Source organism: Kaistia soli DSM 19436 (genome assembly GCF_900129325.1).
Taxonomy (GTDB): Bacteria; Pseudomonadota; Alphaproteobacteria; order Rhizobiales; family Kaistiaceae; genus Kaistia; species Kaistia soli.
Map to the genome: position 1 here is coordinate 1 of NZ_FQUP01000004.1, position 24,787 is coordinate 24,787.

The 24,787-nt window shown below is 65.1% G+C and carries 24 protein-coding genes and 1 pseudogene; 5 read left to right on the plus strand and 20 right to left on the minus strand.

Annotated features, from left to right (window positions below; all coding sequences use genetic code 11):
* The 5 genes and pseudogenes from BUB39_RS16750 to BUB39_RS16770 form a co-directional block, all read right to left on the minus strand.
* Positions 1-510 (minus strand): annotated as a pseudogene (locus BUB39_RS16750) (phosphomannomutase/phosphoglucomutase); the annotation flags it as partial.
* A gap of 135 nt (positions 511-645) precedes the next feature.
* Positions 646-1,149 carry a retropepsin-like aspartic protease family protein gene (locus BUB39_RS16755; RefSeq protein WP_073055700.1) on the minus strand — a complete coding sequence of 168 codons (504 nt, stop codon included), beginning with the start codon at positions 1,147-1,149 and terminating at the stop codon, positions 646-648.
* A 118-nt stretch (positions 1,150-1,267) separates the two neighbouring features.
* Positions 1,268-2,188, minus strand: a complete 921-nt coding sequence (locus BUB39_RS16760; protein WP_073055702.1) for a polyprenyl synthetase family protein — start codon at positions 2,186-2,188, stop codon at positions 1,268-1,270.
* A gap of 60 nt (positions 2,189-2,248) precedes the next feature.
* Positions 2,249-2,776: an alkylhydroperoxidase, AhpD family gene (gene ahpD / locus BUB39_RS16765; RefSeq protein WP_073055704.1), complete on the minus strand. Its 528-nt coding sequence runs from the start codon at positions 2,774-2,776 to the stop codon at positions 2,249-2,251.
* 100 nt (positions 2,777-2,876) lie between these two features.
* A complete protein-coding gene (locus tag BUB39_RS16770; protein WP_073055706.1) occupies positions 2,877-3,428 on the minus strand; it encodes a peroxiredoxin in 552 nt (183 codons plus the stop codon).
* Positions 3,429-3,606: 178 nt separating this feature from the next.
* On the opposite strand from BUB39_RS16770, the gene BUB39_RS16775 reads away from it, so the two are divergent.
* The gene (locus tag BUB39_RS16775) at positions 3,607-4,524 is read left to right on the plus strand and encodes a hydrogen peroxide-inducible genes activator (protein WP_073056789.1); all 918 of its coding nucleotides are present in this window, start codon (positions 3,607-3,609) and stop codon (positions 4,522-4,524) included.
* Complete coding sequence (mtgA, locus tag BUB39_RS16780) at positions 4,521-5,291, plus strand: monofunctional biosynthetic peptidoglycan transglycosylase (protein WP_342169301.1); 771 nt, start codon at positions 4,521-4,523, stop codon at positions 5,289-5,291. The genes BUB39_RS16775 and mtgA overlap by 4 nt, the downstream gene beginning before the upstream one ends.
* A 9-nt stretch (positions 5,292-5,300) precedes the next feature.
* Here mtgA and BUB39_RS16785 read toward each other — a convergent pair whose 3' ends face one another.
* The 13 genes from BUB39_RS16785 to BUB39_RS16845 form a co-directional block, all read right to left on the minus strand.
* Positions 5,301-5,981: a GntR family transcriptional regulator gene (locus tag BUB39_RS16785; protein WP_084527545.1), complete on the minus strand. Its 681-nt coding sequence runs from the start codon at positions 5,979-5,981 to the stop codon at positions 5,301-5,303.
* Positions 5,975-6,379 carry an oxalurate catabolism protein HpxZ gene (gene hpxZ, locus BUB39_RS16790; protein ID WP_073056794.1) on the minus strand — a complete coding sequence of 135 codons (405 nt, stop codon included), beginning with the start codon at positions 6,377-6,379 and terminating at the stop codon, positions 5,975-5,977. Before hpxZ ends, BUB39_RS16785 begins: the two co-directional genes overlap by 7 nt.
* Positions 6,380-6,395: 16 nt before the next feature.
* Positions 6,396-7,175 carry a 5-formyltetrahydrofolate cyclo-ligase gene (locus BUB39_RS16795; protein WP_073055710.1) on the minus strand — a complete coding sequence of 260 codons (780 nt, stop codon included), beginning with the start codon at positions 7,173-7,175 and terminating at the stop codon, positions 6,396-6,398.
* Positions 7,172-8,587 carry an AtzE family amidohydrolase gene (locus tag BUB39_RS16800; protein WP_244540283.1) on the minus strand — a complete coding sequence of 472 codons (1,416 nt, stop codon included), beginning with the start codon at positions 8,585-8,587 and terminating at the stop codon, positions 7,172-7,174. Before BUB39_RS16800 ends, BUB39_RS16795 begins: the two co-directional genes overlap by 4 nt.
* On the minus strand, positions 8,584-8,766 hold the full coding sequence (locus BUB39_RS16805) for a DUF4089 domain-containing protein (RefSeq protein WP_073055713.1): 183 nt from the start codon (positions 8,764-8,766) through the stop codon (positions 8,584-8,586). The genes BUB39_RS16800 and BUB39_RS16805 overlap by 4 nt, the downstream gene beginning before the upstream one ends.
* A gap of 15 nt (positions 8,767-8,781) precedes the next feature.
* Positions 8,782-9,444, minus strand: a complete 663-nt coding sequence (locus BUB39_RS16810) for a cysteine hydrolase family protein (RefSeq protein WP_073055715.1) — start codon at positions 9,442-9,444, stop codon at positions 8,782-8,784.
* Positions 9,445-9,446: 2 nt separating this feature from the next.
* Positions 9,447-10,988, minus strand: coding sequence for an ABC transporter ATP-binding protein (locus tag BUB39_RS16815; protein WP_073055717.1), 1,542 nt, complete (start codon positions 10,986-10,988; stop codon positions 9,447-9,449).
* Positions 10,985-12,124 carry a cyanuric acid amidohydrolase gene (gene atzD / locus BUB39_RS16820; protein WP_175561906.1) on the minus strand — a complete coding sequence of 380 codons (1,140 nt, stop codon included), beginning with the start codon at positions 12,122-12,124 and terminating at the stop codon, positions 10,985-10,987. Before atzD ends, BUB39_RS16815 begins: the two co-directional genes overlap by 4 nt.
* On the minus strand, positions 12,121-12,849 hold the full coding sequence (gene biuH, locus BUB39_RS16825) for a biuret amidohydrolase (protein ID WP_073055721.1): 729 nt from the start codon (positions 12,847-12,849) through the stop codon (positions 12,121-12,123). The genes atzD and biuH overlap by 4 nt, the downstream gene beginning before the upstream one ends.
* Positions 12,850-12,858: 9 nt before the next feature.
* Complete coding sequence (locus BUB39_RS16830) at positions 12,859-13,890, minus strand: formamidase (protein WP_073055723.1); 1,032 nt, start codon at positions 13,888-13,890, stop codon at positions 12,859-12,861.
* A gap of 10 nt (positions 13,891-13,900) precedes the next feature.
* Positions 13,901-14,827 (minus strand): ABC transporter permease, encoded by a 927-nt coding sequence (locus BUB39_RS16835; protein ID WP_073055725.1) that lies wholly within the window; start codon positions 14,825-14,827, stop codon positions 13,901-13,903.
* Positions 14,824-15,942 (minus strand): ABC transporter permease, encoded by a 1,119-nt coding sequence (locus tag BUB39_RS16840; protein WP_073055727.1) that lies wholly within the window; start codon positions 15,940-15,942, stop codon positions 14,824-14,826. The genes BUB39_RS16835 and BUB39_RS16840 overlap by 4 nt, the downstream gene beginning before the upstream one ends.
* Positions 15,943-16,053: 111 nt before the next feature.
* The gene (locus BUB39_RS16845) at positions 16,054-17,169 is read right to left on the minus strand and encodes a BMP family ABC transporter substrate-binding protein (RefSeq protein ID WP_073055729.1); all 1,116 of its coding nucleotides are present in this window, start codon (positions 17,167-17,169) and stop codon (positions 16,054-16,056) included.
* 427 nt (positions 17,170-17,596) lie between these two features.
* Between BUB39_RS16845 and BUB39_RS16850 the strand changes: the two genes are divergently transcribed.
* Positions 17,597-18,772: a fumarylacetoacetate hydrolase family protein gene (locus BUB39_RS16850; RefSeq protein ID WP_073055731.1), complete on the plus strand. Its 1,176-nt coding sequence runs from the start codon at positions 17,597-17,599 to the stop codon at positions 18,770-18,772.
* 63 nt (positions 18,773-18,835) lie between these two features.
* Here the strand turns inward: BUB39_RS16850 and BUB39_RS16855 are convergent, their stop codons facing one another.
* Entirely contained in the window at positions 18,836-20,704 is a 1,869-nt protein-coding gene (locus BUB39_RS16855; RefSeq protein WP_084527547.1) for an ABC transporter ATP-binding protein, read from the minus strand.
* A gap of 237 nt (positions 20,705-20,941) precedes the next feature.
* On the opposite strand from BUB39_RS16855, the gene guaD reads away from it, so the two are divergent.
* Complete coding sequence (gene guaD, locus BUB39_RS16860) at positions 20,942-22,279, plus strand: guanine deaminase (RefSeq protein ID WP_139251521.1); 1,338 nt, start codon at positions 20,942-20,944, stop codon at positions 22,277-22,279.
* Here guaD and BUB39_RS16865 read toward each other — a convergent pair.
* Positions 22,267-23,655 (minus strand): glycoside hydrolase family 1 protein, encoded by a 1,389-nt coding sequence (locus BUB39_RS16865; RefSeq protein WP_073055735.1) that lies wholly within the window; start codon positions 23,653-23,655, stop codon positions 22,267-22,269. The two genes, guaD and BUB39_RS16865, sit on opposite strands and share 13 nt — an antisense overlap.
* A gap of 163 nt (positions 23,656-23,818) precedes the next feature.
* Between BUB39_RS16865 and BUB39_RS16870 the strand changes: the two genes are divergently transcribed.
* A complete protein-coding gene (locus BUB39_RS16870; protein ID WP_073055737.1) occupies positions 23,819-24,769 on the plus strand; it encodes a ring-cleaving dioxygenase in 951 nt (316 codons plus the stop codon).
* Positions 24,770-24,787: the final 18 nt, after the last annotated feature.

Genomic DNA, 24,787 nt, shown 5'->3' on the forward strand with positions numbered 1-24,787 from the left:
GTCGTGGAACTGGTAGGAGCCGCCGCCCGTCAGGTTGAACGCGGCGGAAAGCACGATCTCCTTCAGCCGGCTCATCTCGTCCGGGCCGAAGGTCAGCGGCCGCGCCGCGCCCATCTTGACGCCGGTCCAGCCATTCTCGTTATGCGACGCGGTCACCATGGCGACGGCGGGAACGTCGAGCTCGAACTGGGCGAAATAGGCCATCGGCGTCACGGCAAGGCCGATATCATGCACCTTGCAGCCAGCCGCCATCAGGCCCGTGGCGAGCGCCAGCTTGATCGAGGCCGAATAGGACCGGTAGTCATGGCCGGTCACGATCTCGCGCTTGATGCCCATCTCGCCGAGCAGCGTACCAAGGCCCATGCCAAGCGCCTGCACGCCCATCAGGTTGATTTCGTCGTTGAACAGCCAGCGCGCGTCATATTCGCGGAACCCGGTCGGCTTGACCATCGGCTTCGATTCAAACGCGTAGGTGTTGCGCAGGAGCTTGGCGACCGGTTTCGGAAACACGTTGGGGAAACTCCCGTTGTGGATGGCTGGGCTGAGATTTGCGCAGAAGTCTGCTGCAAAGCAACCTTCGACCCGCGCATATCCCAATCTCCGTGTCGAGACAAAGACATGTATCGGCGAAACGGGCACGATGGCTCAGGGGGTGAGCGTCATTTGGCGGCCGCTGACCTTGATGCCGGAAAGGCGCGAGAGGAACGTCATGCCGAGCAGATCGACCGAAAGCGCGCCCTCCGGCATCACGACGGCGTCGACATCCGCAACGCGCAGCCCGCCAATGCGGATCTCCCGAAGGCGGATCGGGGCCACTGCAACGACGCCGTTGGCGGTGCGGCTGGCATTGGTGAACGCCGCGCCTAAGGGCATGATGCCAAGCCGTTTCGCTGTCTCGGCGGAGAGAGCGACAGCTGTCGCGCCCGTATCCACGACAAACCGCACCGGCCTGCCGTCCACCTGGGCATCGACGAAATAGTGTCCGCTCACATCGGCTGTCAGCGTAACCGGCTGACGCGCTGAGGCTGGCGTCGGCGCTGCGGCCTGTGGCGTCACCATAGAAGCCAGCCGGTCAAGCATCCCACTGCCGGACAGCGCGCCGACGGCAACAAGGATGACGGCAGCGAAAAGGGCGAAGCGGGCGAGCATCGATGTCCTCGCGGAGATGCCTTTGCCTGCCCGATCGCCCCTAACGGCGCGTCAACAGGAGAACCCTCGCTCCCATCATGCTGAAGAGCTGGTAAACGGCTTCCGATCCAAGCAGCCCTCAACTCTCGCGCAGCGCCACGAAGCGCGCGGCTTCGGCGAGCGGGGCGGCGGCCGGCCCAAACGGCGCCAGCAACCCCTCGGCCTCGGCGACGAGATTGGCGAGCCGCGCCCGCGTCTCCTGGATGCCATAGAGCGCGACGAGTGTCGCCTTGCCGCGCGCCTGGTCCTTGGCGGTCGCCTTGCCCAGCGCCTCGGGCGTCGCGGTGGCGTCAAGCAGGTCATCAGCGAGCTGGAAGGCGAGACCGATGATTTCGCCATAGCGGCGGATGCGGCGGCACGCCTCGGCATCGGCGCGCCCGAGGATCGCGCCCGCCTCGCAGGAGAAACGGATCAGAGCACCGGTCTTCATCGCCTGCATCTCGAGCGTTGCGGCTTCGCCAAGCCTGCTGCTCTCGGCCTCGAGGTCCAGCATCTGGCCGCCCGCCATGCCGCCGAGACCGGACGCGCGGGCAAGCCCCAGGACAAGTTCGGCACGGACGAGGGCGTCGTCGTCGGTCTCAGGCGCGGCGATGATATCGAAGGCGAGAGTCTGGAGCGCATCCCCGCACAGGATCGCCGTCGCCTCATCGAAGGCCTTGTGGACCGTCGGCCGGCCGCGGCGAATGTCGTCGTCGTCCATGGAAGGCAGATCATCATGCACGAGGCTGTAGCCATGCAGGCACTCGATGGCGGCGGCGACGCGCATCACGCCGGCATCGGCTCGGCCGAACAGCCGCGCAACCTCAAGCGTCAGCGCAGGTCGAAGCCGCTTGCCGCCGCCGAGCATGGCGTGGCGCATGGCCGCCAGCAGTCGCGCCGGTCGAGCGATCTCACCGGGCTGCGGTTTCTCGGCGAGGAGGTCGCCGAGCAGCGCCTCGACATCACGGGCAGTTTCGGAAAGACGGTCGGCAAAGTCTTGCAAGCGAAAGCTCCGGGCCATCGCCCGGAGCGCGTCGATGCGGATCGGGCGATGCCGAATTGGCAGCTTGCCGGGAAGGCGTCAAGCGGCCTCGGCGGCCTCGAGTGCGATCGCGGCGGACTGGATGATTGCCGCAAATCGCACGGCCGTCTGCACGACTTCGGTCGGGACCTCGGCCTTCTTCAGCACAGCCTCATGACTGTCCATGCACATGCCGCAGCCATTGATGGCCGAAACCGCCAGCGACCACAGCTCGAAGTCGACCTTGTCGACGCCGGGATTGCCGATGACGTTCATGCGCAGCTTCGCGGGCAGCGTGCGATATTCGTCGTTCGAGACCAGATGCGTGAAGCGGTAATAGACATTGTTCATGCCCATGATCGCAGCGGCCGATTTGGCAGCAGAGAGCGCGGCCGGCGTCAGATGCTGGGCGGCCTCGGCTTCGAGGGCCGCGCGCACCGCCGGATTGCGACTTGCGATGCCGCAGGCGACCATGAGGCCGTATTTCTGCTGCGGCGTCAGCGTCTCGTCGGAGCCGAGCGTCGACAGATTCAGACGAACGTCCTTGGCGAAATCAGGGATGCGGGACTTCAGGCTGTCGATCGACATGGGGCGCTCTTCACACTCGCTTCAAAAGGACATGCTCCGGAAAGCCGAAGCGTGAGAACTGGCCGGCGCCGGGGTGCTACCCGCGCGCCGGCCAGATCGATCAGGCCGCCAGCGTATTGCCGCCGACTTCGCGGTTGCAGGCGCAGAGCTCGTCGGTCTGCAACGCGTCGAGCACGCGCAGCGTGTCCTTCGGGTTGCGGCCGACATTGAGATTGGTCGCGTAGACGTGCTGGATGGTGCCTTCCGGATCGACGATGAACGTCACGCGATAGGCGACGCCATCGGGCGAGCGCACGCCGAGGCCATCGACCAGCGCACCATTGGTGTCGGCGAACGACCAGATCGGCAGCCGGTCGAGATCCTTATGGTCGCGGCGCCAGGCCAGCTTGACGAACTCGTTGTCGGTCGAACCGCCGAGGACGACGGCGTCGCGATCCTCAAAATCGCCGGCGAGGCGGGCGAACTCGGCGATCTCGGTCGGGCAGACAAAGGTGAAATCCTTCGGATAGAAGAAGATCACCTTCCACTTGCCGGGAAACGAGGCAGCGGTCAGCGTCTCAAAGGCGCTCTCGCCATTTTCCTCATGCTTGTTGAAGCCGGGCTTGACGCCGGTGATCGAGAATTCAGGCAGCTTGTCGCCGATGCCGAGCATGTCTTACTCCTGAGGATGTTGAGGCGAGCGCTTCGGCAGCGCACACAAAAACAGAGAGGCGCTGCTGCATATGCGAGAAGGTGCCATGCTGCATCGCATCGGTCAAACCGTTAAAATCGAAAGCGACGATCGGATTTATCGATTGCCGGTGATCGGCCTGACCGGTATTGCAGGATCGATGCAGCTCCCGACACTCCGCCAGATGCAGTATTTTGTCGCGCTCGCCGAGAGCGGCTCGTTCAGCCGCGCGGCGGCGGCTTGCAATGTCACGCAATCGACCCTTTCTGATGCCATCCGCCAGCTCGAGGAAACGGTCGGCGTCGTCCTTGTCGACCGTTCCAACCGCATGGTCGCGCTGACCGCAGCGGGCGAAGCGATCCTCGAACGGATGAAGGCGCTGCTGGTCGATGCGCGGGAAATGGTCGACGCGGCGCGCGCGTCTCATGCGCCGTTGGCCGGACGGATCCGTCTCGGCGTCATTCCATCGATCGCCCCCTATTTCCTGCCGCGGGCTTTGCCGCAGCTTCGTCGCCTCTATCCCGACCTCCGGCTGCACCTGCGCGAAGACCTGACGCGCCCAATGCTGGAGGACCTTCGCGGCGGTCGGCTCGATGTCGTGTTGATCGCCCTGCCGGCCCCGGTTGAAGGCCTGATGGTGGACATCATCGCCGAGGACAGCCTGTTGCTCGCCGTGAATGGCGATCACAAGCTGGCGGGACGAAGGACCGTGGCCGCATCCGAACTCGACGCCGAAACGCTCCTGTTGCTGGAAGACGGCCACTGCCTCAGCGACCATATCCGCGCGGCCGCGCCGGAACTCGTCGCCCGCGAGAGTGAGGACATCCAGGCTTCCAGCCTCTCGACTTTGGTGCAAATGGTCGATAACGGCCTCGGCATCACCTTCCTGCCGCGCATCGCGACCGAGGCCGGCATTCTCTCCGGCACGGACATTGCGCTGATGACCATCGACCAGCGACCGACGCGGCGAAGCCTGGCCCTCTGCTGGCGCAAGGGCACCAGCCGCGAGCCCGACTTCCGCCTGCTGGCCCGCTGCCTCGGCAGCTTTGCCCTCGAGCCGGCGCGGACAGCGGCATGACCCTGCCCGCCAGCGACCCCACCACCAGTCCCGATGGCCATGCCGAGTTTTCGGCCAGTTCGGATGTCGCGACAACCGCTGAGACGGAGATCGCCATGCCGGCAAGACGTCGCCGCCGCTGGCTCTCCCTTGCCCTCAAGATCGCGATCGTCATCATCGCTCTGCCGCTCGTGCTGACGCCGATCTACTGGGTCATCCCACCGGTTTCGACACTGATGCTCTGGTCGGGCCTGACCTTCCAAGGCATGCAGCGCGACTGGGTGTCCTTCGACGCCATTGCGCCGGCGATGGTCAATTCGGTCATCATGTCGGAGGATGGCCGCTTCTGCGAGCATGCCGGCGTCGACTGGGACCAGCTCAATCTGGTCATGGGAGCCAAGGGCGGGCCTTCGCGCGGCGCTAGCACCATCCCCATGCAGACGGTCAAGAACCTCTATCTCTGGCAGTCGCGCAGCTATATCCGCAAAGGCTTGGAAATCCCCCTCGCCTATTACGCCGATTTCATCTGGTCGAAGCGCCGCATGATCGAGATCTATCTCAACATCGCGCAATGGGGGCCCGGGCTGTTCGGCATCGAGGCGGCATCGGAACACTATTTCGGACGTCCGGCCCGTGACCTCACAACCCGGCAGGCGGCACTCCTCGCCGCGGCGCTGCCAAACCCGATCACTCGCAATCCCGCCAAGCCTTCCCGCGTCATGCAGGGCACCGCGCGCATCATCGAGCGCAGGGCGAGGCAGGCCGGTCCCTATGTCGACTGCCTCTGAGGCCTTGGCTCAGCGGCCTTCCATATAGCGGTCGAAGGCTTCCTTGACCGTTCCGATATGGGCCCGCATCTCGCGGGTTGCCTGCTCGCGGTCGCCGCGCAGGATCGACTCCACGATGCGGTCGTGCTCGTCGAAGGAATCCGCCAGTCGGCCGACGCGGCGGAACTGCGCCCGGCGAAATGGGGCGAGCCTCGCCCGCGTCGCCAATGTCAGCTCGGCGAGATAGCCGTTATGAGCCCCGGCATAGATCGCGCCGTGAAAGCGCTCATTGGCCTCGGCATAGCGCAACGGGTCGCCAGACTTCACGAGTTCGCCAAGAACACTGTGCACGCGCTCCAGTTCTCGACGCTCCAGCAGGCTCATCGCCTCGGCCGCCAGCGCGGCGCAGAGGCTTTCGAGCTCCGCCATGACGATGAACATCTCCATCAACCGGCTTTCGGACGGCCGGGTGACGATGGCCCCCCGATGTGCACGAATCTCGACCAGTCCGCTCGCGGCAAGCTGGCGCAACGCCTCGCGCACCGGCGTCCGCGACACGCCATAGCGTGCCGCGAGCCCCGCCTCGTCGAGTGGATCGCCGGGCGCAAACACGCCGCGCACGATCTCGTCCGCAAGCTGCAGCCTCAGATCCTCGGTCCGCGTGCGGCGGACGGGAACATCTCCCGGGTCAGCCGCGCGCGCCCTCACGATCCTGTCCCGCCGCCGTCCGGATCGGCGATCAGGCTGACATGGGCGGCCGCGACCCGCCAGCCAGCGACCGTGCGTACCCAGGTCTGCGACTGGCGTCCGACCTTGCCGGGCGCGCTGTCGCGATAGAACAAGGTCGATGCGACGCCGCAGTCACGGCCATAGGTGGTAATCACCGTCCGGGCGAGCCGCCGCGCGAGGCCCGCCGGCGAGCGACCGGAGCGAAAGGCCGCGATCTCGTTGTAGCCGTAGAGGTTCTCTGTCGCTCCGTAACGGATCGTCGACGGCGAGACGAGGAAGAGCTCGTCCAGAACGGCGACGTCGTTGGCGACCAGCGCGGCCTCATAGCGGGCAAAAGCCGCTTCGAGTTCCGCCTTGGTCTCCGGATGGTCAATCTCGATTGTCACGATCCCTAGCTCAGCCCCCGCTCTTCTCGATGCGCGCCCTCAGATCGTTGAGGAACGGGATCGAGGCATATTGGTCGGCCTGCACGAAATCCCAGGCGACGCCCGTCGGCCGCGCCATGGTGGTGGCCGTTTCGATCAGGCCGACATCTGTGGCGATGAAATCGAGCGGCGAGTCGTGCGGCTGCATCGGAAGGAGCGCGTCGTCGACGACCTGCACCGAATGCACCGATGTCGCGACGGGCGTTTCGGGCGTCACTTTGCCGAGCTCCCGGAAGATCCCGAGCTCGAGGTCGGCAAAGCCGCCGCCCTTGCCTGTCCGGCCACCGGCGCGGCTGACCGCAACACAGCCGACGACGACGAAATCGAGCGGCTCCATCTCTTCGAATTCCACCGGCTCGCCATGCTCGACGAAGCCCTGCGACACGGCGGCGAGTTCGAACTGGACGCCCTTGGCCTCGAGCACCGTCGGATCGAGGCGGACGAAGGGGAAGCCCTTGGTCAGTTCCGGCACCGGCGCATAGAGGATCTTGCCGTCATAGAGCGCACGCAGCCGGACCGGGATCTGTGGCGGATCGGGATTGCATTTGACGACGCGCGCATTCTTCCAGGCGTCGAGCCGGGAGAGATGCAGCGCCGCGAGATCGGCGCCAGCAAAGTTCGGGATGCGGCTGTCGACGGGTCCGACATTGACGCCGTCAGTCATGAGCTTTGCCCAGACACGATCGCGCAGCCGATCCTTGTCGTTGTTGCGTCCGGCCCAGCGGGCGTTGAGTTCGAGTTCCGTGGTCATGAACCTTGCAATCGTATGGGGGCAACCGGCGCCGCGGTGGTGCCGGCCTGATGCAACGCTTCGGCAACCCGCAGCGCGATGTCTTCTCGCCATGCAGGCGCGATCACCTGCACGCCGATCGGCAGATGCGTGCCCGCCGGCCAGACCGGGACCGCGACGACCGGCAGGCCGATGAAGCTGATCGGCTGAGCGAAGATACCGATATTGGGCCGGGCCGGAACCCTGTTGCCGGCAAGTTCCACCTCTTTCGTGCCCGAGAGAAGCGCCGGAAACGGTGTCGAAGGGGCGAGAATGACGTCGACGGTCTCGAAGAGCCGCTCCATTTCGGCACGGAACCAGGAGCGGAAGCGCTGTGCAGCGACATACCAGGCCGCCGGCACCATGGCGCCGGAGAGAAAGCGGTCCCGGGTGTCAGGGTCGTAGTCACGAGCGCGCGACTGCAATCGCGGCAGATGCAGGGCCGAGGATTCACTGGTCGTAATGACATAGGCGGCCGCGCGAGCCCGATGCACTTCCGGCAGGTCCACCTCGCGGTCCGCACCGAGCGCCTTCGCCACATGATCGACAGCAGCAAGCGCTTCGTTGCCCGCCTGGCTGCGGAAATAGTCGCCGGCGACTGCAATACGAAGTCCGTCGATGCCAGTTCTAAGAACGCGTTCCGCATCGAGCGAGCGCCGCGTCAACTGGTGGCGATCGTCGGGGTCAGGAAACTGCAGCGCGTCGAAAGCCATGGCGAGATCGCGCGGCGAACGCGCGATAGGCCCGAGATGGTCGAGGCTGGCGACGAACGGAAAAGTTCGGGCGCGCGAAAGGCGGCCGAAGGTCGGCTTCAGGCCATAGAGGCCGCAGAAGGACGACGGCACGCGGATCGAGCCATTGGTGTCAGACCCGAGCGACAGCGCCACCATGCCAGACGCGACGGCCGTGCCCGATCCGCCGGACGAGCCGCCCGACATCCGCGCCGGATCATGCGGATTGAGCGAGGCGCCGTCATGGACGTTCTCGCCGGTGAAGTCATAGGCGTATTCGCCCATATTGACGCCGCCGATCAGCACCGCGCCCGCCTTCTGCATGCGCGTCACAAGGCTCGCATCGGCCGCGGCAGGTGGGTTCTCGCGGTTGATCTTCGAACCGGCGCGGGTGACGACCCCCTCGATGTCGAAAAGGTTCTTGACCGCATAGGGAACGCCCGCGAGCGGCGGCGCCGTACCACCGATCACGGCCGCATCGACGCGGTTCGCTTCCTCGATGGCCCGCTCGGCCGTCACGTCCGTGAAGGCATTGAGCTTGCCATCCAGCGCCTCGATGGCGTCCAGCGCCGCCTCGGTCACCTCCCGGGCGGAAACCCGGCGCGCGCGAACGTCGGCGGCGATCTCATGCCCTGGCCGGAACAGGATGTCGAAAGCACTCACGGCTCGAATACCGGCGCCGGCTCGACGTGATCATCGAGTTCGAACGCCATCACAAGCGCTGCCGCGCGCGCAGTGGCCGCCATGTTTGCGACGACGGACGGCAGCCAGGCCTCGTCGATGGTGAGCGCCATCACCGTCTCCATATGCGCGACATGCGCCGCGGCATCGAAATCACTCATCACTCAGTCCCTCCTTCACGCGGACGCAGCTTCAAGCGCGGCAAAGGGCGCCACGCACCCGACGATGGCCCCCTGCGCGGCGATCATCGAGACGGTCGCGGCCTTGTACTCGGGAAAATAGCTTTCGGTCGCATCTTCGATCAGCAGGCAGTCGAAGCCACGATCATTGGCCTCGCGCATCGTTGTCTGCACGCACACCTCCGTCGTAACGCCGGCAAAGATGAGATGCGTGATACCGATCCGCGCGAGGTCCTCGCCGAGCGGCGTGGCGTAGAAAGCACCCTTGCCCGGCTTGTCGATCACGATCTCGCCGTCAACAGGCTGAAGCTCCGGAATGATCGCATTGCCAGGCTCGCCGCGCACCATGATCCGCCCCATCGGCCCGGCATCGCCGATGCGCATCGACGGCGCGCCGCGGCAGATCTTGCTCGGGGGACAATCGGAAAGATCGGCCGCGTGACCCTCGCGCGTATGGATCACCGGCCAGCCGTTCGTACGGAAAAGGCCGATCAGCGCGGCGACAGTCGGGATGATGGCACGCAGCAGCGAGACATCATTGCCGAGCGACTCGCCGAAGCCGCCCGGCTCGACGAAATCGCGCTGCATGTCGATGACGATCAGCGCTGTCTTGTCGGGAGGGAAGGCATAGGGGAACGGCTTTGCGTCGACGGTGATCATGCTCAGTGCCCTGCCATTGCCTTGCCGATGGAATTGCGGTCGGCCTCGGCGATCGGCACGACATAATGGATGCCCCCGCCCGACATGACGGCGACACGGTCGGAAAGCTCCAGCACCTCGTCGAGATCCTCAGAGACCAGCAGCACGGCGGCGCCGCGGTTGCGCTGGTCCATGATCTGCGAGCGGATCTCCGACACCGAGGCGAAGTCGAGCCCGAAGCAGGGATTGGCGACGATCAGGACATCGACCTGTCCGGAAAGCTCGCGCGCGAGAATCGCGCGCTGGACATTGCCGCCCGAGAGATTCTCGATCGGTTCCTCGGTCGAGGGCGTCTTGATGCGATAGGCGGCGATTAGTTCGCGAGCCCTTTTGCGCATCGGCTTCGGCGACATGAAGCCGAAGCGCCGGGCGATCGGCGGCTCGTCGAAGGAACGGAACGCGATGTTTTCCGCAACGGTCATGCGTGGCACCGCCGCATTCTTCAGCGGCTCCTCCGGCAGGCCGAACACTTTGAATTTCGCCATCTGCTGACGCACGGGCTCGAAATTCTCGCCGTCGATGAAAAGCTGGCCCTCGGTCATGTCGCGCTGGCCGGAGAGCACCTCGATCAGCGTTGACTGGCCGTTGCCGGAAACGCCGGCGACGCCGACGATTTCGCCGGCATGGACCTTCAGATTGACCGCGTCGACCGCCGGCATGCCGCCGTCGTCCTCGGCGCAGACACCGGCCAGTTCCAGCGTCACCTTCTGGCCGGTGAACGCCTTGCGCGCCGCGCGCTCGCGGATCTTGGTATCCCCGATCATCATGCGGCTCATCTCGTCGACGCTGAGCGCGCTCACTGCGCCGCCGCCGACCTTTTGCCCCCGGCGGAGCACCGTGACGTCGTCGGCATAGGCCATGACCTCACGGAACTTGTGGCTGATCATCAGGATGGTCAGGTCGCCGGCCTGTGTCATGCCGCGCAGCAGGCCAAGCACCTCGTCCGCCTCGCCCGGCGTCAACACCGATGTCGGCTCGTCGAGGATCAGGAATCGCTGGTCGAGATAAAGCTGCTTCAGGATCTCAAGCTTCTGCTTTTCGCCGGCCGAAAGGCTCGAGACAGGAACCGTCAGCGGCACCTTGAACGGCATGCGCTCCAGGAACGCCTCGAGCCCGGCGATCTCCTTCTTCCAATCGATCACCGCCGGGGGATGGGCGCGGCTGATGACGAGGTTTTCTGCCGCCGTCAGCGAGGGCACCAGCGTGAAATGCTGGTAGACCATGCCGATGCCATGCGCATGCGCATCGCGCGGCGTGGCGATGACCACTTCCTTGCCGCCCACCATCACGCTGCCACGCGTCGGCTGGTAGAAACCCATGATGCATTTGACGAGCGTCGATTTACCGGCGCCGTTCTCGCCAAGCAGAGCATGCAGCGTGCCCGGCTTCACATGGATGGAAACATCCTCCAGCGCGACCAGCGATCCGAAGATCTTGGTCATGCCGACGGTTTCGAGTTCCACCGCGCGGCGCGTGGTTCCTGTCGGTTCGGCGAACGCGGTCATGACGGCGATCCTTCTGCTGCGACAAGCGATGGGAGGCGGCGGCGATCGGCAATGAGCGCGACGGGCCCGCCGCCATCGGGACCCTGGTGTTCGGCACCGCCCGACACATAGATGCCGGCATGGCCGACAAGCGCCCCGAGGCTGCCGGCAACGAAAGCGCGGGCATGGCGCGTCGAGGAGATGTCGGAATCGTCGAGCATCGTGTGGCGGAGACCGCGGAGGCGGCCGCTGGTGCCGGCCTCGGCCTTGGCAAGGAGCGCCATCAGCGCGGGACGCTCGCTGGGCGAAAGTTGTCCGTCGGCGTCAAAGCCGAGGCGACGCAGCGCGGCCCGCACCGGCTCGACATCGATGCCGTCTGCCATCACGGCATGATCGATCGCGAGCGGGCCCGACCAGTCGCGGCTCATGCCGAGCACGACGATCTCGTGATTGGCGAGCTCGACGCCGGCCGACGCCGAGGCCCTGCCCGACCAGAGCGAGGCATCACGGCCGATTGCTGCTTCATCGAAGCTTTCGAGCGCAATCTCGCCGAGCGCGACCGCGGCGCCAAGCGAGGAGGCACCGCGCGAAAGGCCCATGGATTTCAGCGTATCCCGCGTCGCGACGCTGCCGCCGCGCACCTCGACGGACGTGATGCGTTCGGCAGTCAGGAGCGGACATTTGATCTGCACGAAGTGAACGTCGGCGGGGTCATCGATGCCGGCATGCGCCATAGCCGCGCGGACGCCCTCGGCGACGAGGCGGACCTGTCCAAGCCGGCCGAGCTCGTCGAAGGGCAGCGCCGGCGTATGCGCGCCGCCGACAGCGAGCGCCGGGCCAGCTCCGGCATCGGCCGTCTCGCCGCTGCCGAGCACCAGGAAATGCGGCGACATCGCCCCCTCCGTGCCGCCAGACATTACATAGGATACGGTCTCGACGGCCTCCGGCGAGAGATGTGGCCTGAGCGCATCCTTGAGCGCGCGGACGGCAAAGGCGCGGGTGAAGTCGTTGACATTGCCATTGCCCTCGGTCTTGCCGAGGATCGCGACAATCCCACGGGGATCGATGGTGCCCGACGCAATCGCGTCCGTCAGCCCCGAGACATCGTCGGGCGCCGCGGCCGCAATGCGATGGACAAAAGCAGTGCGCGCCATCAGACGAGCCCCGCGATCAATGCATCCGACGTCGCAACGGCACCGAAGACGCCACCCTGCATCTTGACCATGTCGATCGCCGCAAGGTGGTTCTCGCGCTTGGTAGCGGCTGTGCAGTCGCTGAGCAGCACGCATTCATAGCCGAGGTCGTTCGCATCCCGCATCGTGGTGTGCACGCAGACGTCTGTAGTGACGCCAGCCAGCACGATGTTGCGGATGCCCTTCTGCCGCAGCACCAGTTCGAGATCGGTCGCGACGAACGAGCCCTTGCCCGGCTTGTCGATGATCGTCTCGCCCTCAACCGGCTGCAGCTCGGGGATGATCTCCCAGCCTGGCTCGCCGCGCACGAGGATGCGCCCGCACGGACCCTGGTCGCCGATGCCGGCGCCGATCCGCTGCGAGCGCCAGCGCTTGTTGGCCGGCAGGTCGGCGAGATCAGGGCGATGCCCCTCGCGGGTGTGGATGATGTGATAGCCCTTGGCGCGCATCGCATCGAGGACGCGGCGGATCGGCTCGATCGGCTCGCGCGTCAACGAGATGTCGTAGCCCATTGAGTCGACATAACCGCCCGGAGCGCAGAAATCGACCTGCATGTCGATGACGATGAGCGCGGTGTTTTCCGGCTTCAGATTGCCGTCGAACGGCCACGGATAGGGATCCGACGCAATCGTGCGCCCGCCCGGAACGACGGCTGCGGCGACCCGCTCGTCAAGAGTGTCTGTGCTCATGTCCCGCCCCTATTCCGCCGCCTGCTGCGCGTCCGAGGCAGTTGCGCTCTCGCCATAGAGCCGTGTCGGGGCAGCAAAGCCGCAGGCCGTGCCGTCCGTATGGACGACATCCGCCTCCCATGGCAGGCGATAGCGGCCAGCGGCGAGGTCGGTCATGTAGCTGTAGGGGCAGTCCTGCGCGCCGCCTTTGACCGCGACATAGCCGCGATGGCCGAACTGATAGATGTTGTTCTCGACGCCCCAGTTGATGCGCGCTTCGCGCACGAGATCGGGCCGAACCTCGGCAGTGATAATCTCGTCAGGCCGGCCGCTCGTGCCATGGGCGATGATCTCGCCGTCGAAGTTGACGATCATGCCCTCGCCCATGGAATCGAACGTGCCGTCCGAGCCCGACATGCAGACATTGGCGGTGACCATCAGATTGCAGAAGGCGTTGGACTGGTTGGTGAAGCGCCAGCTCTGGCGGATCGGCGCGGTGTAGCCCGCCGTGCGGATCATGATCTCGGCGCCCTTATAGGCACATTCACGCGCCATCTCGGGGAACATGCCGTCATGGCAGATGATCAGCGCCAGCTTGCAGCCCTTGGGGCCGTCGATGACGGGAATTCCGATGTCGCCCGGTTCCCATGGCTCGACGGGCACCCAGGGATGGAGCTTCCGGTAATAAAGCTTCAGCGTGCCCGTATCGTCGATGACGATGCCGGAATTATAGGGATTGCCTCCAGGATTGCGCTCCATGATCGAGAAGCAGCCCCAGATCCTGTGGCGCGCGCAGGCCTCCTTGAACGCGGCGACCTCCGGCCCGTCGAGATCGCACATGATCTCGGGATTGGTATCCATCGAGAGCCCGTGCAGCGCATATTCCGGGAACACGACGAGGTCCATGCCGGCATTGTTCCGCCGCGCCTTGCCGACCAGTTCGACGACCCGCGCGGTCTGGCGCGCGAGGTCGTCCTTCGTCACCGTCACCGGCAATTGCAACTGAACGAGGCCGATGACGACGCCAGCAGGCGCTTTGTTGAGACCGCCCAGACCGTTCATGGCGACACTCCTATTTGGTGATCGACAATTCGCCCGGCGCGCCCTTCAGCGAGCGCTTCGGCGAGACGGAGGCGATCATGATGAAAAGGGTCAGCAGGTAGGGCGCCGCATTGAAGAAGTAGTAGCCCTGCGTGATGCCGACCGATTGTAGCGCCGGCCCGATGGCACCGGCCGCGCCGAAGAGCAGGGCCGCCGCGAAGCAGAGCAGCGGGTTCCAGCGCGAGAAGATGACAAGCGCCACCGCCATCAGGCCCTGTCCCGAAGAGAGGCCTTCGCTCCAGGCGCCCGGATAATAGAGCGACAGGAAGGCACCGCCGACGCCCGCGAAGAAGCCGCCGACCGTCGTGGCCAGAAAGCGGACGAGATCGACCGAATAGCCCATGGCCAGCGCCGCCGGCGCGCTGTCTCCGGTCATGCGGATGATGAGGCCCCAGCGCGTATTCTTGAACGCCCACCACATCGCCACGGCGAGGACAATGCCCACCAGGAACAGCGGGTTGATCTCCAGCGCCGACTGGATCTGCGGATAATCAGACCATCCGCCGAGATTGATCGATGGCAAATGTGGCGCCTGCGGCTGGATGAAGGGCTTGCCGAAGAAGAAGGCGAGGCCCGTGCCGAACAGCATCATGGCGATGCCGATCGCGATGTCGTTCACCTTGGGAAGCTTGCAGATATAGCCGTGGATGGCGCCGAAGAACATGCCGGAGATACCCGCCGCCAGCACGCCGAGCCAGGGCGAGCCGGAAAGATACGAGACCGCGTAGCCCGACATCGCGCCAAAGACGAGCGTGCCCTCGAGGCCAAGATTGATGCGGCCCGACTTCTCGGTGAGGCATTCCCCGAGCGAGACGAAAAGGAAGGGCGTCGAGACGCGGATTGCCCCGGCGAACATCGCAAGAGGAACGCCCCAGAAGCCGATATCGGTCCCGCTCATCGCTTGTCTCCTCTCGCCCGGAAGAATGGCATGCGGCCATAAAGCGTCTCGCTGACCAGCAGCACCACGAACATCAGCCCCTGCAACACCTGCACCGTCGCGTCGGGCATGCCCATCCGGCGCTGGATGAGGCCGCCTGCCGCCGCGATGCCGCCGAGGAAGACCGCGACAGGGACGATGGCGAGCGGGTTCTGGCGGGCGAGGAATGCGACGAGAATGCCTGTGAAGCCGTAGCCGGCGGCGAGCGATGCATTGGCCTTGCCCTGGATTGCCGCGACTTCGAAGAAGCCGGCGAGCCCCGCGCAGGCGCCGGCGATCGCGCATGAAATGACGATAAGCCGGCCGACCGGCAGTCCCTGGGCCCGCGCCGCACGCACATTGCCGCCGGTGACGCGTGCGGCGAAGCCGAAGGTGGTGCGGTTCATCAGCACCCAGAGCAAGATCGCCACAACGATACCGACCGGCAGCCCCCAATGGACGCCAAGGCCCGGCACGTCGCCGATCATGTTGGCCTCGCCAATGGCCTGGGTCGACGGCTTGTTCGGATTGGCTGGATCGCGTAGCGCGCCTTCGACGAAGAAGTTCATGATCGCGATGGCGATATAGGACATCAGCAGGCTGGCGATCGTCTCGTTGATGCCGCGATAGTGGCGGAGTACGCCGACGAGCCCGATCCAGAGCCCTCCAACGGCGATGGCGCAAAGACCCATGACCGGGAGAACGACGAAGCTCGGCGCGCCGGCATTCACCAGCGGAATGGACGCCACGGCGGCAGCGAATCCGCCGAGCACCAGCGCGCCCTCGCCGCCGACGATGGTGAGACCGAGCCGGGCCGGAACGGCGACGCAGAGCGCGGTGAGAATCAACGGCGCGGCGCGCACCAGCGTGTTCTCCCACGAGAACCCTGTGCCGAAGCCGCCGCGCCAGAGCAGTGAGAAGAAGGTTGCCGGTGACTGGCCGAGCGCCAGCAGGAAAATCGAGAAGAGCAGCCCGGCGGCCACGAGCGCGAACAGCGGGATCAAGACATATTCCGACGATCGCCGTAGCCGGTCGAGCAACTCGGCAAGCCCGCCATAGACTGCCGGCGTCGCGTCCTGCTGTGCAATATCCGCCATCGAAGCTCTCCCGAGGAGACAAGGGACCGAAGCGGCGGCGCCGCCCGTCATCCGCCCCGGCCTCGACCGGAGCGGTGCTCTCATGCGGCGGGACTTACCCGCCGGGGCCTATCAGGTGATGGAGCCGGTGACGCCTTCGACCAGGAAGTTGATCTGGTCGATCCACGGATCGTAGGGCGCATGCACGGTACCGGCCGGGATGACTTCCTTGCCGGTGTTGTCCTTGAGCGGACCGACATAGACCGGCACCTTAGCCTTCATCTCGATCTTCGCCGCGTCAGCCGCCTTGATCGCCTCAGGCGTCGCTCCCGCGCCGTAGGGGGTGTTCTGCACGAAATCGAGGTCATAGCCGCCCGACAGGAAGTTCGGCAGCTCGCCGCCCTTGGCCAGCGTGTCGGCATACTGCTTGTAGATCGTCTCCCACTTGTATTCGGCGCCGGTGATGAAACCCTTAGGCGCGAGATCGGCCTGCGAGGCATTATGGCCGCACGACTTGACGCCTTTGGCTTCGGCGTTCTGGATGACGGTCTTCGGGCTATCGACATGGCAGGTGATGACGTCGCAGCCGGCATCGATCAGCGCGTTGGTTGCCTCGGCCTCGCGCACCGGCATCGACCAGTCGCCGGTGAAGATCACCTGAACGGTCGCGTTGGGATTGACCTTGCGGGCCCCGATCGCGAACGAATTGATGTTGGAGAGCACCGAGGAGATCGGCTTGGCGGCGACAAAGCCGAGCTTGTTCGACTTGGTCGAGAGGCCGGCGGCGATGCCGTCGATGTAGTGGGCCTGATCGAGATAGCCGAAATAGCTGCCGGCGTTCTTCGGATCCTTGTCGGTCCAGAGGGGCGCCGCATGGCGGAACTGAACGTCGGGATATTTCTTCGCGGCATCGACCATGAATGGCGAGTAATAGCCGAAGGACGTCGCGAAGATCAGGCCGGCGCCATCGAGTTCGACCATCGACTCCATGGTCTTGGCCACAGCAACCGTCTCGGGGACGTTCTCTTCTTCCACAACCTTGACGCCCGGCACGGCAGCCAGCGCCTTGGCCGCCACGGCATGCGCCTGGTTCCAGCCATAGTCGTCGCGCGAGCCGACATAGATGATGCCGATCGTCAGATCGGCCGCAAACGCCGGGCGGCGTGTCAACAGGCCGGTCGTCAGGCCGAGAGAGCCGATGGCGGCGCTCTTGAGCAGCGTCCTGCGATTGAGCGAAAATGCGGACATGGGCAATACCTTTTGCAACGGACATCGGCGCAGGCCTCCCGGCGCCGGGGTGTTCCCACTTCCGTCTCTCGCAACAGATGTGCCAAGGCGGCGACAGGTGACGGCGTGCTGCGCACAAGCGCACGCAAACATTTGATTGAACGAGCCGATTCCGATTGGGATCGTCGCTGTCCGAAGACCTCACCTGCCATGTTGCGTTCCGCCACCGATGCTCACACGGCTCCATTGCATACAATAGCGCTCGATTGCATACAATTTAGACAGGCGCATGGAACGGCTGATATTGCGGCCCACAAATGCGGCAGCTGCGACGCGGCGATGCGTTGACTTGGTGCCTGCCGGCGGTTGGCAGGGGCCGCCCCGCATACTAGGTTCGTCCACCGCCGGCCTCGACGCTGGCGCCCCGAAAATGCGAGAGGACCGCTCCATGTCGTTCGATGTGACACCCGCTTTTGCCCTGCCACAGGATGCCGGCGAGGCGACGCTCGTTGGGCGGGTGTTCAGGCCCGATCTCGACGGTCCCTCCATCATTTCGCTGAGGGGCGACGAGGTCTTCGACATCACGGCCGCGGTCGTCACCATGCGCGACCTCTGCGAGACGGAAGATCCGGGCCGCGTTGCCGCCATGGCCGACGGCGAGACGCTTGGCAGCCTTGCCGATATCCTCGCCAACACGCCGCTCGCGACGCGTGATCGCACCAAGCCGTGGCTGATCTCGCCGATCGACCTCCAGGCGGTGAAGGCCGCCGGCGTCACCTTCGTCGTCTCGATGCTGGAACGCGTGATCGAAGAGCAGGCGCGCGGCCTGCCCGAACGCGCCAATGCGATCCGCTCGGAGATCCAGACGACGATCGGCGACGATCTCGCTCGTCTCCGCCCCGGCTCCGAGCAGGCGGCGGCGCTGAAGGCGCTGCTGATCGAAAAGGGCATGTGGTCGCAATATCTCGAGGTCGGCATCGGCCCGGACGCGGAGATCTTCTCGAAGGCACAGCCGATGTCGAGCGTCGGCCATCTCGCCGAGGTCGGCATTCATCCGATCTCGACCTGGAACAATCCCGAGCCGGAAGTGGTGCTCGTCGTCTCTTCGAGCGGCCATATCGTCGGCGCGACGCTCGGCAATGACGTCAACCTGCGCGATGTCGAGGGCCGCTCGGCGCTGTTGCTGTCGAAGGCCAAGGACAACAATGCCAGCGCCTCGATCGGACCGTTCATCCGCCTGTTCGACGCCTCGTTCTCGCTCGACGATGTCAGGCAGACCGAGGTCCGGCTGACGGTGACGGGCGAGGACGGCTTCCGCCTGGACGGGTCCAGCGCGATGTCGAAGATCAGCCGTGACCCCGCGGATCTCGTCAAGCAGACCGTCGGCAAGAACCATCAATATCCCGACGGCTTCGTGCTCTATCTCGGCACGATGTTCGCCCCGGTGCAGGACCGCGACGGTCCCGGCCAGGGCTTCACGCACAAGATCGGCGACATCGTGACGATTGCAGCGCCGAAGCTCGGCCAGTTGTCAAACCGCGTGGTTCTATCCTCGGATGCCGAGCCCTGGACCTTCGGCGCCACCGCGCTGATGCGGAACCTGTCGGGGCGCGGCCTCCTCTAGAGGCCGACGTTCGACGCCGCGGCGAAGCAGCGTTGCCGGGTGTGCCCGGCAACGTCACGCGCCTCAGGCGCTCTGGCGCTCCAACGCCGGATCCTCGGCAAACTGGTAGCGGTAGAGCTTCTCATAGAGGCCCTGCTTGCGCACCAGCTCGGCGTGGGTGCCGCTTTCCAGCACCTTGCCATGCTCGATAACTGCGATCTCGTCGGCAGTCAGGATGGTCGCGAGGCGGTGGGCGATGACGATCGTCGTTCGGCCCTCGACCAGCTTGTCGAGCGCGGCCTGGATCATGCGCTCGGATTCCGAATCGAGCGCCGATGTCGCCTCGTCGAGCAGCAGGATCGGCGCGTTCTTGAGGATGGCGCGGGCAATGGCGATACGCTGGCGCTGGCCACCCGAGAGCTGGACGCCGTTCTCACCGACCGTGCTGTCATAGCCGTTCGGCAGGTTCATGATGAAATCATGCGCAAAGGCATCGCGTGCCGCCTGCTCGACTTCGGCATCGGTCGCGTCGAGACGGCCGATGCGGATATTGTCGCGTGCCGTGCCGGAGAACAGGAACACGTCCTGGCTGACAAAAGCGATATGCTGACGCAACGTATCGATCGAAACCGTGCGGATATCCTGCCCATCGACGCGGATCGCGCCCTTCTGGACATCGTAGAACCGCTGGATCAGCGACAGGATTGTCGACTTGCCGCCGCCCGATGGCCCGACCAGCGCGAGGCGCTTGCCGTGCTCGACCGAGAGCGTGATGCCATGCACCACCGGCTCGCTGGTACGGTAGCCGAAGGTCACGTCATCAAGATCGATGCGGCCGCGCGTCAGCTTGAGCGCCGGGTTCTCGTCGTTCTCGGTGACGCTGACCGGGTGGTCGAGGATCGAGAACAGCGCGCGAACGCCGACAAGGCTCTCTGCAAGTCCGACCTGGACACGGGCAAGGCGTTTGGCCGGCTCGTAGGCAAGCAGCAGCGCGGTGATGAACGACATGAATTCGCCCGGCGTCTTGCCGGCCGAGATCGTGCTCCAGCCGGCATAGAAGATCACGAGGCCGATCGAGACGCCGCCCAGCGTCTCCATCAGCGGGCTGGTCCGCGCCTGCAGCTGCGAGATCTTGTTGGCGCGCTTCTCGACGGCGCCCACGGCGTCGGACATGCGCGTACGCATATGGTCGCCGAGGCCGAACGCCTTGACGATCTTGGCGCCGTGCACGGTTTCCTGGATGATCGATATGATCGCGATGCCCGATGTGAACTCGGCCCGCGCGATGCTGCGGATACGCTTCACCAGCCGCGTGATGAACATGATCGCCACCGGCGCGACCACCAGCGCGAAGACTGCCATGATCGGCGCCTGGTAGACCATCACGAAGACGAGACCGATCAGCGTCACGAAATCGCGGCCGACGCTAAGCACGAGCGTGTCGATCACGCTGCGGATGCCGTTGGCGCCGGCGGAGATCGACATGATCATCTCGCCCGAGGCGCGCTCGTTATAGAAATTGAGGCCGAAACGCAGGATCCGGTCGTAGAAGCGGTTCTGGTTCTCAGCGACGATGCGGTTTCCGATGCGGCTCTGGACGACCATCTGCCCGTAGGTCGCCGCGCCCTTCACGACGAAGATGCCGACGACAGCACAGGAGAGGAGAACCAGCATCTCCTTGTCCTGCTTGACGAAAATCTGGTTCACGACGCTGCTCATGATCCAGGCCGACAAAGAGGTCATGCCGGCCACGATGAACAGGAAGAAGAAGGACAGCGTGTAGCCCTTCCAGTGCGTCTTGTAGTTGCCGCGCAGGATGCGCGCGATCATCGCCACCGTGCCGTCGGGATCGGCGAGATCCGCTCGGAACGATTGCCAGCGCCGGACGAGGAAGGAGGGACGGACGACGCTTGCCAGACTGTCCTCGGCGGCTTTGACTTCGGTATGTTCCATGAGACATGAGCCCGTCGCCTCGAAGTGCAACGCGATCGGACACGGTTCCCGTCGTTGATGATGGCGCCCTTTTACCGCCCCTGCCCTCTTCTGTCCATCGACCGCCCTTGCGGCTAATTCAAGCAGGATCGCCCCTCTTGCAAGGCGCCCCCGCGATGACCAGCGGCGACGAGCCCACTTTCAATTCTCCGCGAGACGCGGGATCGTTCGCGCAGGCAGATTCAAATGGGGTTGGCGATGGCGGCAAGGGCGATCCGTGGAACGGTGGCTCGGTTTCAGGGCGACCCCTTCGGCCCTGCAGGACGCGAGGCGCTGGTCTTCGAGGAAGATTGCCTCGTCCTCGTGGAGGACGGCATCATCGCCCGCGTCGGCCCGGCCGAAACCATGCTGGCAAGCCTGCCGCCCGGCACGCCCGTCGATCACTATCCCGGTGCGATCCTTTCACCTGGATTCATCGACGCTCATGTCCACTATCCGCAGATGCAGATGATCGGGGCCGCCGGTGAGGAGTTACTCGCCTGGCTCGACGCCTTCACATTTCCCGCCGAGGCTGGGTTTTCCGACCCGGAACATGCCGAGGATGTCGCCGGGCGCTTCCTGCGCGAATTGCTCCGGGCCGGCACGACCACCGCTGCGGTCTACTGCACGGTGCACGCCCATTCGGTCGATGCGTTCTTCGCCGAGTCCGAGCGCTTCGGCACGCGCATGATCGCTGGCAAGGTGCTCATGGACCGCAACGCCCCGCCGGACCTCACCGACACGGCGGCCAGCGGCACCGAGGAAAGCGCCACGCTGATCGCCCGCTGGCATGGCAAGGGCCGCCAACTCTACGCGATCACACCCCGCTTCGCGCCATCCTGTTCGGAGGAGCAACTCGAAGCCGCCGGCCGCCTCTGGCGGGAGCATCCCGGCACCTACGTCCAGACCCATCTTTGCGAAAACGTCGCCGAAACGGCTTGGGTCGCTGAGCTCTTTCCCGAACGATCGAGCTATCTCGATGTCTACGACCATGCCGGTTTGACCGGCCCGCGCGCCATTTTCGGCCATGCCGTGCATATGACGGAAGCGGACTTCGCCTGCTGCCACCGCACGGGTTCGGTACTGGCACACTGCCCGACCTCAAACCTGTTCCTGGGCAGCGGCCTTTTCCGCCTGTTCGAGGCAAAACGCGCCGATCGGCCGGTCAAGGTCGCGCTCGGCACGGATCTTGGCGCCGGCACCAGCTTTTCCCAGCTCCAGACCATGAACGAGGCCTACAAGGTGGCAAAGCTCGGCGGCACCACGCTGTCCACAGCCGAGGCGCTCTGGCTCGCGACGACAGGCGCTGCCGAGGCGCTGCATCTCTCCGATCGCATCGGCGCCATCGAGCCTGGCCGCGAGGCGGATATCATCGTGCTCGATCCCGCGGCGACACCGCTCCTTCAGTTCCGCACCGCCTATTGCCGCGACCTCACGGAGACGCTTTCCGTCCTAATGACGCTTGGCGATGATCGCGCCGTCCGCGCAAGCTATGTCGCCGGCGTACCAGTCTATGACCGCGACCGGGCCGGCGATCCGTTCGTCTATCCCACCTGAGCCACGCCGCGCGCGATGATCGCGCGGTATGTTTCGAAGCTCAGCTTCGGCGTCCGCTTCTGCGTCTCGAAATCGACATGGACGATGCCGAAGCGCCTCGCATAGCCGAACAGCCATTCGAAATTGTCGAAAAGGCTCCAGACCATGTAGCCGCGAAGATCGACGCCGTTCTTCTTCGCCTCCAGCGCCGCGGCAATGTGGCGGGCGACATAATCGGCGCGCAACGGGTCAACGACCTGACCCCGCTCCATCACCTCGTCGTTCGGTCCGAAGCCGGCGCCATTTTCGGTGATGTAGATGGGCGGATTGCCGTAGTCGTCGCGAATGCGCTCGAGCAGCGTCCGCAGCGCGTCGGGACGGACAGGACCGTTGAAAGCCCGCGGCGCCGGGTCGGGATTGGTGTCGAACCAGCGATATCCAAACGGGGCGGCGGCATCGCTGCGGATATAAGACGGCGCATAGAAGTTGACGCCGAGGAAATCCGGACGGTTCGCCGCCATCAGCGCAAAATCCGCTGGTTCGACGCGAAAGGCCGGATCGAGGCGCCCGAAGATCTCCATCACCTCATCGGGATAGCGGCCCTTGAACATCGCATCGAGGCACCAGCGATTGATGATCGCATCGGCGCGGCCGGCCGACGCCGCGTCCTCGGCACTGCCGCTTTCCGGCAGCATCGGCATCAGCGGCAGCGCCAGGCCGATCTCGCCTTGAAATCCAGCCGCGCGGAAATCGGCGATCACCGCCGCGCTCGCCACCATCCAGTGATGCAGCGCGATCCCCTGCCGGCCCAGCATCGCCTCGGTAACCGCTCCCCCCTCCTTGATGGCGGCAATCATCGGCTCCATCAGAAAGAGGTCGATGAAGGGCTCATTAAAGGTGATGTATTTCGAGACGCGGTCGCCGAGCGCCTCGCGCGCTACGCGGGCGTAATCGCGGAACCAATCGACCGAGCGGCGGTCGTGCCAGCCGCCCTCGGCCTGCAGTGCCTGCGGCAGGTCCCAATGGAACAAGGTGACGATCGGCTCGATGCCGGCGGCGATAAGGTCGTCGCAGAATCGCTGGTAATGGGCGACGCCGGTTGCATTGATCCGGCCAGCACCGTCCGGCAGCAGTCGCGACCAGGACAGCGAGAAACGATAGCAATCGAGGCCGAGCCGCTGCATCAGCGCGATATCCTCGAGATATTGCGTGCGGTCATAGGCATTGATCGCAACATTGCCGGTCTCGAATTTGCCGGACACCGGCTCGGTAACGCGGTCGATATTGGTCCACACATCCCAGTTGCTGAGGCCCTTGCCACCCGCCTGCCAGCCGCCCTCGACCTGATAGGCAGCGCTCGCCGCCCCCCAGAGAAAACCGCGCTCGTCTTTGGCCATGATATGCCTCCCCATTCCCGCACCACTGAATCCCGCTTCGTTATCAATCAAAGCGGATTGTCCACTCCACGTAGACAACCTTGTGCCGGCCGACCGATTGTGTTTGGCCAGATGACAGCCGATCTTTGCGTCAGACAATAACTTCAAACGGGAGACTGCCGCTATGGACCTCACCCTCGGAGGCTTCCACCATCTGACCGCCATCACGGCCAACGCGCCGGGCAATCTCGATTTCTACACCCGCGTGCTGGGCCTCCGCCTCGTCAAGAAGACGGTGAACCAGGACGACACGACGGCCTATCACCTCTTCTATGGCGATGGCGACGCGACGCCCGGTTCCGATATCACCTTCTTCGACTGGCCAGCCGCGCCTGCCCGCCGTGGCACGCATTCCGTCACCCGCACGGGCTTCCGCGTCGATCCGGCCAGCATCGGCTGGTGGCGCGACCACCTCGCCGCCGCCGGCGCCAAGATGGCCGAGCCCAACGAGACAACCGGACGCCTGTCCCTTGCCTTCGAGGATCCCGAAGGCCAGCGGCTGGCACTCGTCGCTGACGAGCGCATCGCCACGCGTCATCCCTGGGAGAAAAGCACCGTTCCGGCCGAACACCAGATCCTCGGCCTTGGCCCAATCACCATGAGCGTGCCGGCGCTCGGGCCGACCGAGCAGGTTCTGACCAAGGTGATGAACATGCAGAAGCTGCGCGACTATCCGGTGAGCGCGATCTCGTCGAATAGCGTCCACGTCTTCGGCATGGGCGAAGGCGGACCGTCGGCGGAGCTCCATGTTGCGGTCGAGCCCGACCTTCCCGTTGCCCGTGAGGGCGCCGGCGGCGTGCATCATGTCGCTTTCCGCACGCCGGACCACGACGGACTGACAGCCTGGACCGAGCGGGTGCGCGGTTTCCGCATCCCGTCGTCCGGCGAGGTTGAGCGCTATTATTTCCGCTCGCTCTATTTCCGCGAGCCGGGCGGCGTCCTCTTCGAGATCGCCACCGACGTCCCCGGCTTCACGGCTGACGAACCGCTGGAGACGCTCGGCGAACATCTGTCGCTGCCGCCCTTCCTCGAGCCGCGCCGCGCCTCGATCGAGAGCCGCCTGCAGCCGCTCTAGCCTGCCACGCGGCGCCCC

Excerpts from the sequence above, each read along its gene's own strand:
- BUB39_RS16805 (WP_073055713.1), bottom strand. The coding sequence starts at position 8,766 with ATGAGTGATTTCGATGCCGCGGCGCATGTCGCGCATATGGAGACGGTG.
- BUB39_RS16755 (WP_073055700.1), bottom strand. The coding sequence starts at position 1,149 with ATGCTCGCCCGCTTCGCCCTTTTCGCTGCCGTCATCCTTGTTGCCGTC.
- ahpD (WP_073055704.1), bottom strand. The coding sequence starts at position 2,776 with ATGTCGATCGACAGCCTGAAGTCCCGCATCCCTGATTTCGCCAAGGAC.
- BUB39_RS16865 (WP_073055735.1), bottom strand. The coding sequence starts at position 23,655 with ATGGCCAAAGACGAGCGCGGTTTTCTCTGGGGGGCGGCGAGCGCTGCC.
- BUB39_RS16840 (WP_073055727.1), bottom strand. The coding sequence starts at position 15,942 with ATGGCGGATATTGCACAGCAGGACGCGACGCCGGCAGTCTATGGCGGG.
- BUB39_RS16810 (WP_073055715.1), bottom strand. The coding sequence starts at position 9,444 with ATGATCACCGTCGACGCAAAGCCGTTCCCCTATGCCTTCCCTCCCGAC.
- BUB39_RS16775 (WP_073056789.1), top strand. The coding sequence starts at position 3,607 with ATGCAGCTCCCGACACTCCGCCAGATGCAGTATTTTGTCGCGCTCGCC.
- BUB39_RS16835 (WP_073055725.1), bottom strand. The coding sequence starts at position 14,827 with ATGAGCGGGACCGATATCGGCTTCTGGGGCGTTCCTCTTGCGATGTTC.
- BUB39_RS16850 (WP_073055731.1), top strand. The coding sequence starts at position 17,597 with ATGTCGTTCGATGTGACACCCGCTTTTGCCCTGCCACAGGATGCCGGC.
- BUB39_RS16855 (WP_084527547.1), bottom strand. The coding sequence starts at position 20,704 with ATGGAACATACCGAAGTCAAAGCCGCCGAGGACAGTCTGGCAAGCGTC.
- mtgA (WP_342169301.1), top strand. The coding sequence starts at position 4,521 with ATGACCCTGCCCGCCAGCGACCCCACCACCAGTCCCGATGGCCATGCC.
- BUB39_RS16770 (WP_073055706.1), bottom strand. The coding sequence starts at position 3,428 with ATGCTCGGCATCGGCGACAAGCTGCCTGAATTCTCGATCACCGGCGTC.
- guaD (WP_139251521.1), top strand. The coding sequence starts at position 20,942 with ATGGCGGCAAGGGCGATCCGTGGAACGGTGGCTCGGTTTCAGGGCGAC.
- BUB39_RS16795 (WP_073055710.1), bottom strand. The coding sequence starts at position 7,175 with ATGACCACGGAACTCGAACTCAACGCCCGCTGGGCCGGACGCAACAAC.
- BUB39_RS16760 (WP_073055702.1), bottom strand. The coding sequence starts at position 2,188 with ATGGCCCGGAGCTTTCGCTTGCAAGACTTTGCCGACCGTCTTTCCGAA.
- BUB39_RS16830 (WP_073055723.1), bottom strand. The coding sequence starts at position 13,890 with ATGAACGGTCTGGGCGGTCTCAACAAAGCGCCTGCTGGCGTCGTCATC.
- BUB39_RS16845 (WP_073055729.1), bottom strand. The coding sequence starts at position 17,169 with ATGTCCGCATTTTCGCTCAATCGCAGGACGCTGCTCAAGAGCGCCGCC.
- biuH (WP_073055721.1), bottom strand. The coding sequence starts at position 12,849 with ATGAGCACAGACACTCTTGACGAGCGGGTCGCCGCAGCCGTCGTTCCG.
- BUB39_RS16815 (WP_073055717.1), bottom strand. The coding sequence starts at position 10,988 with ATGACCGCGTTCGCCGAACCGACAGGAACCACGCGCCGCGCGGTGGAA.
- BUB39_RS16870 (WP_073055737.1), top strand. The coding sequence starts at position 23,819 with ATGGACCTCACCCTCGGAGGCTTCCACCATCTGACCGCCATCACGGCC.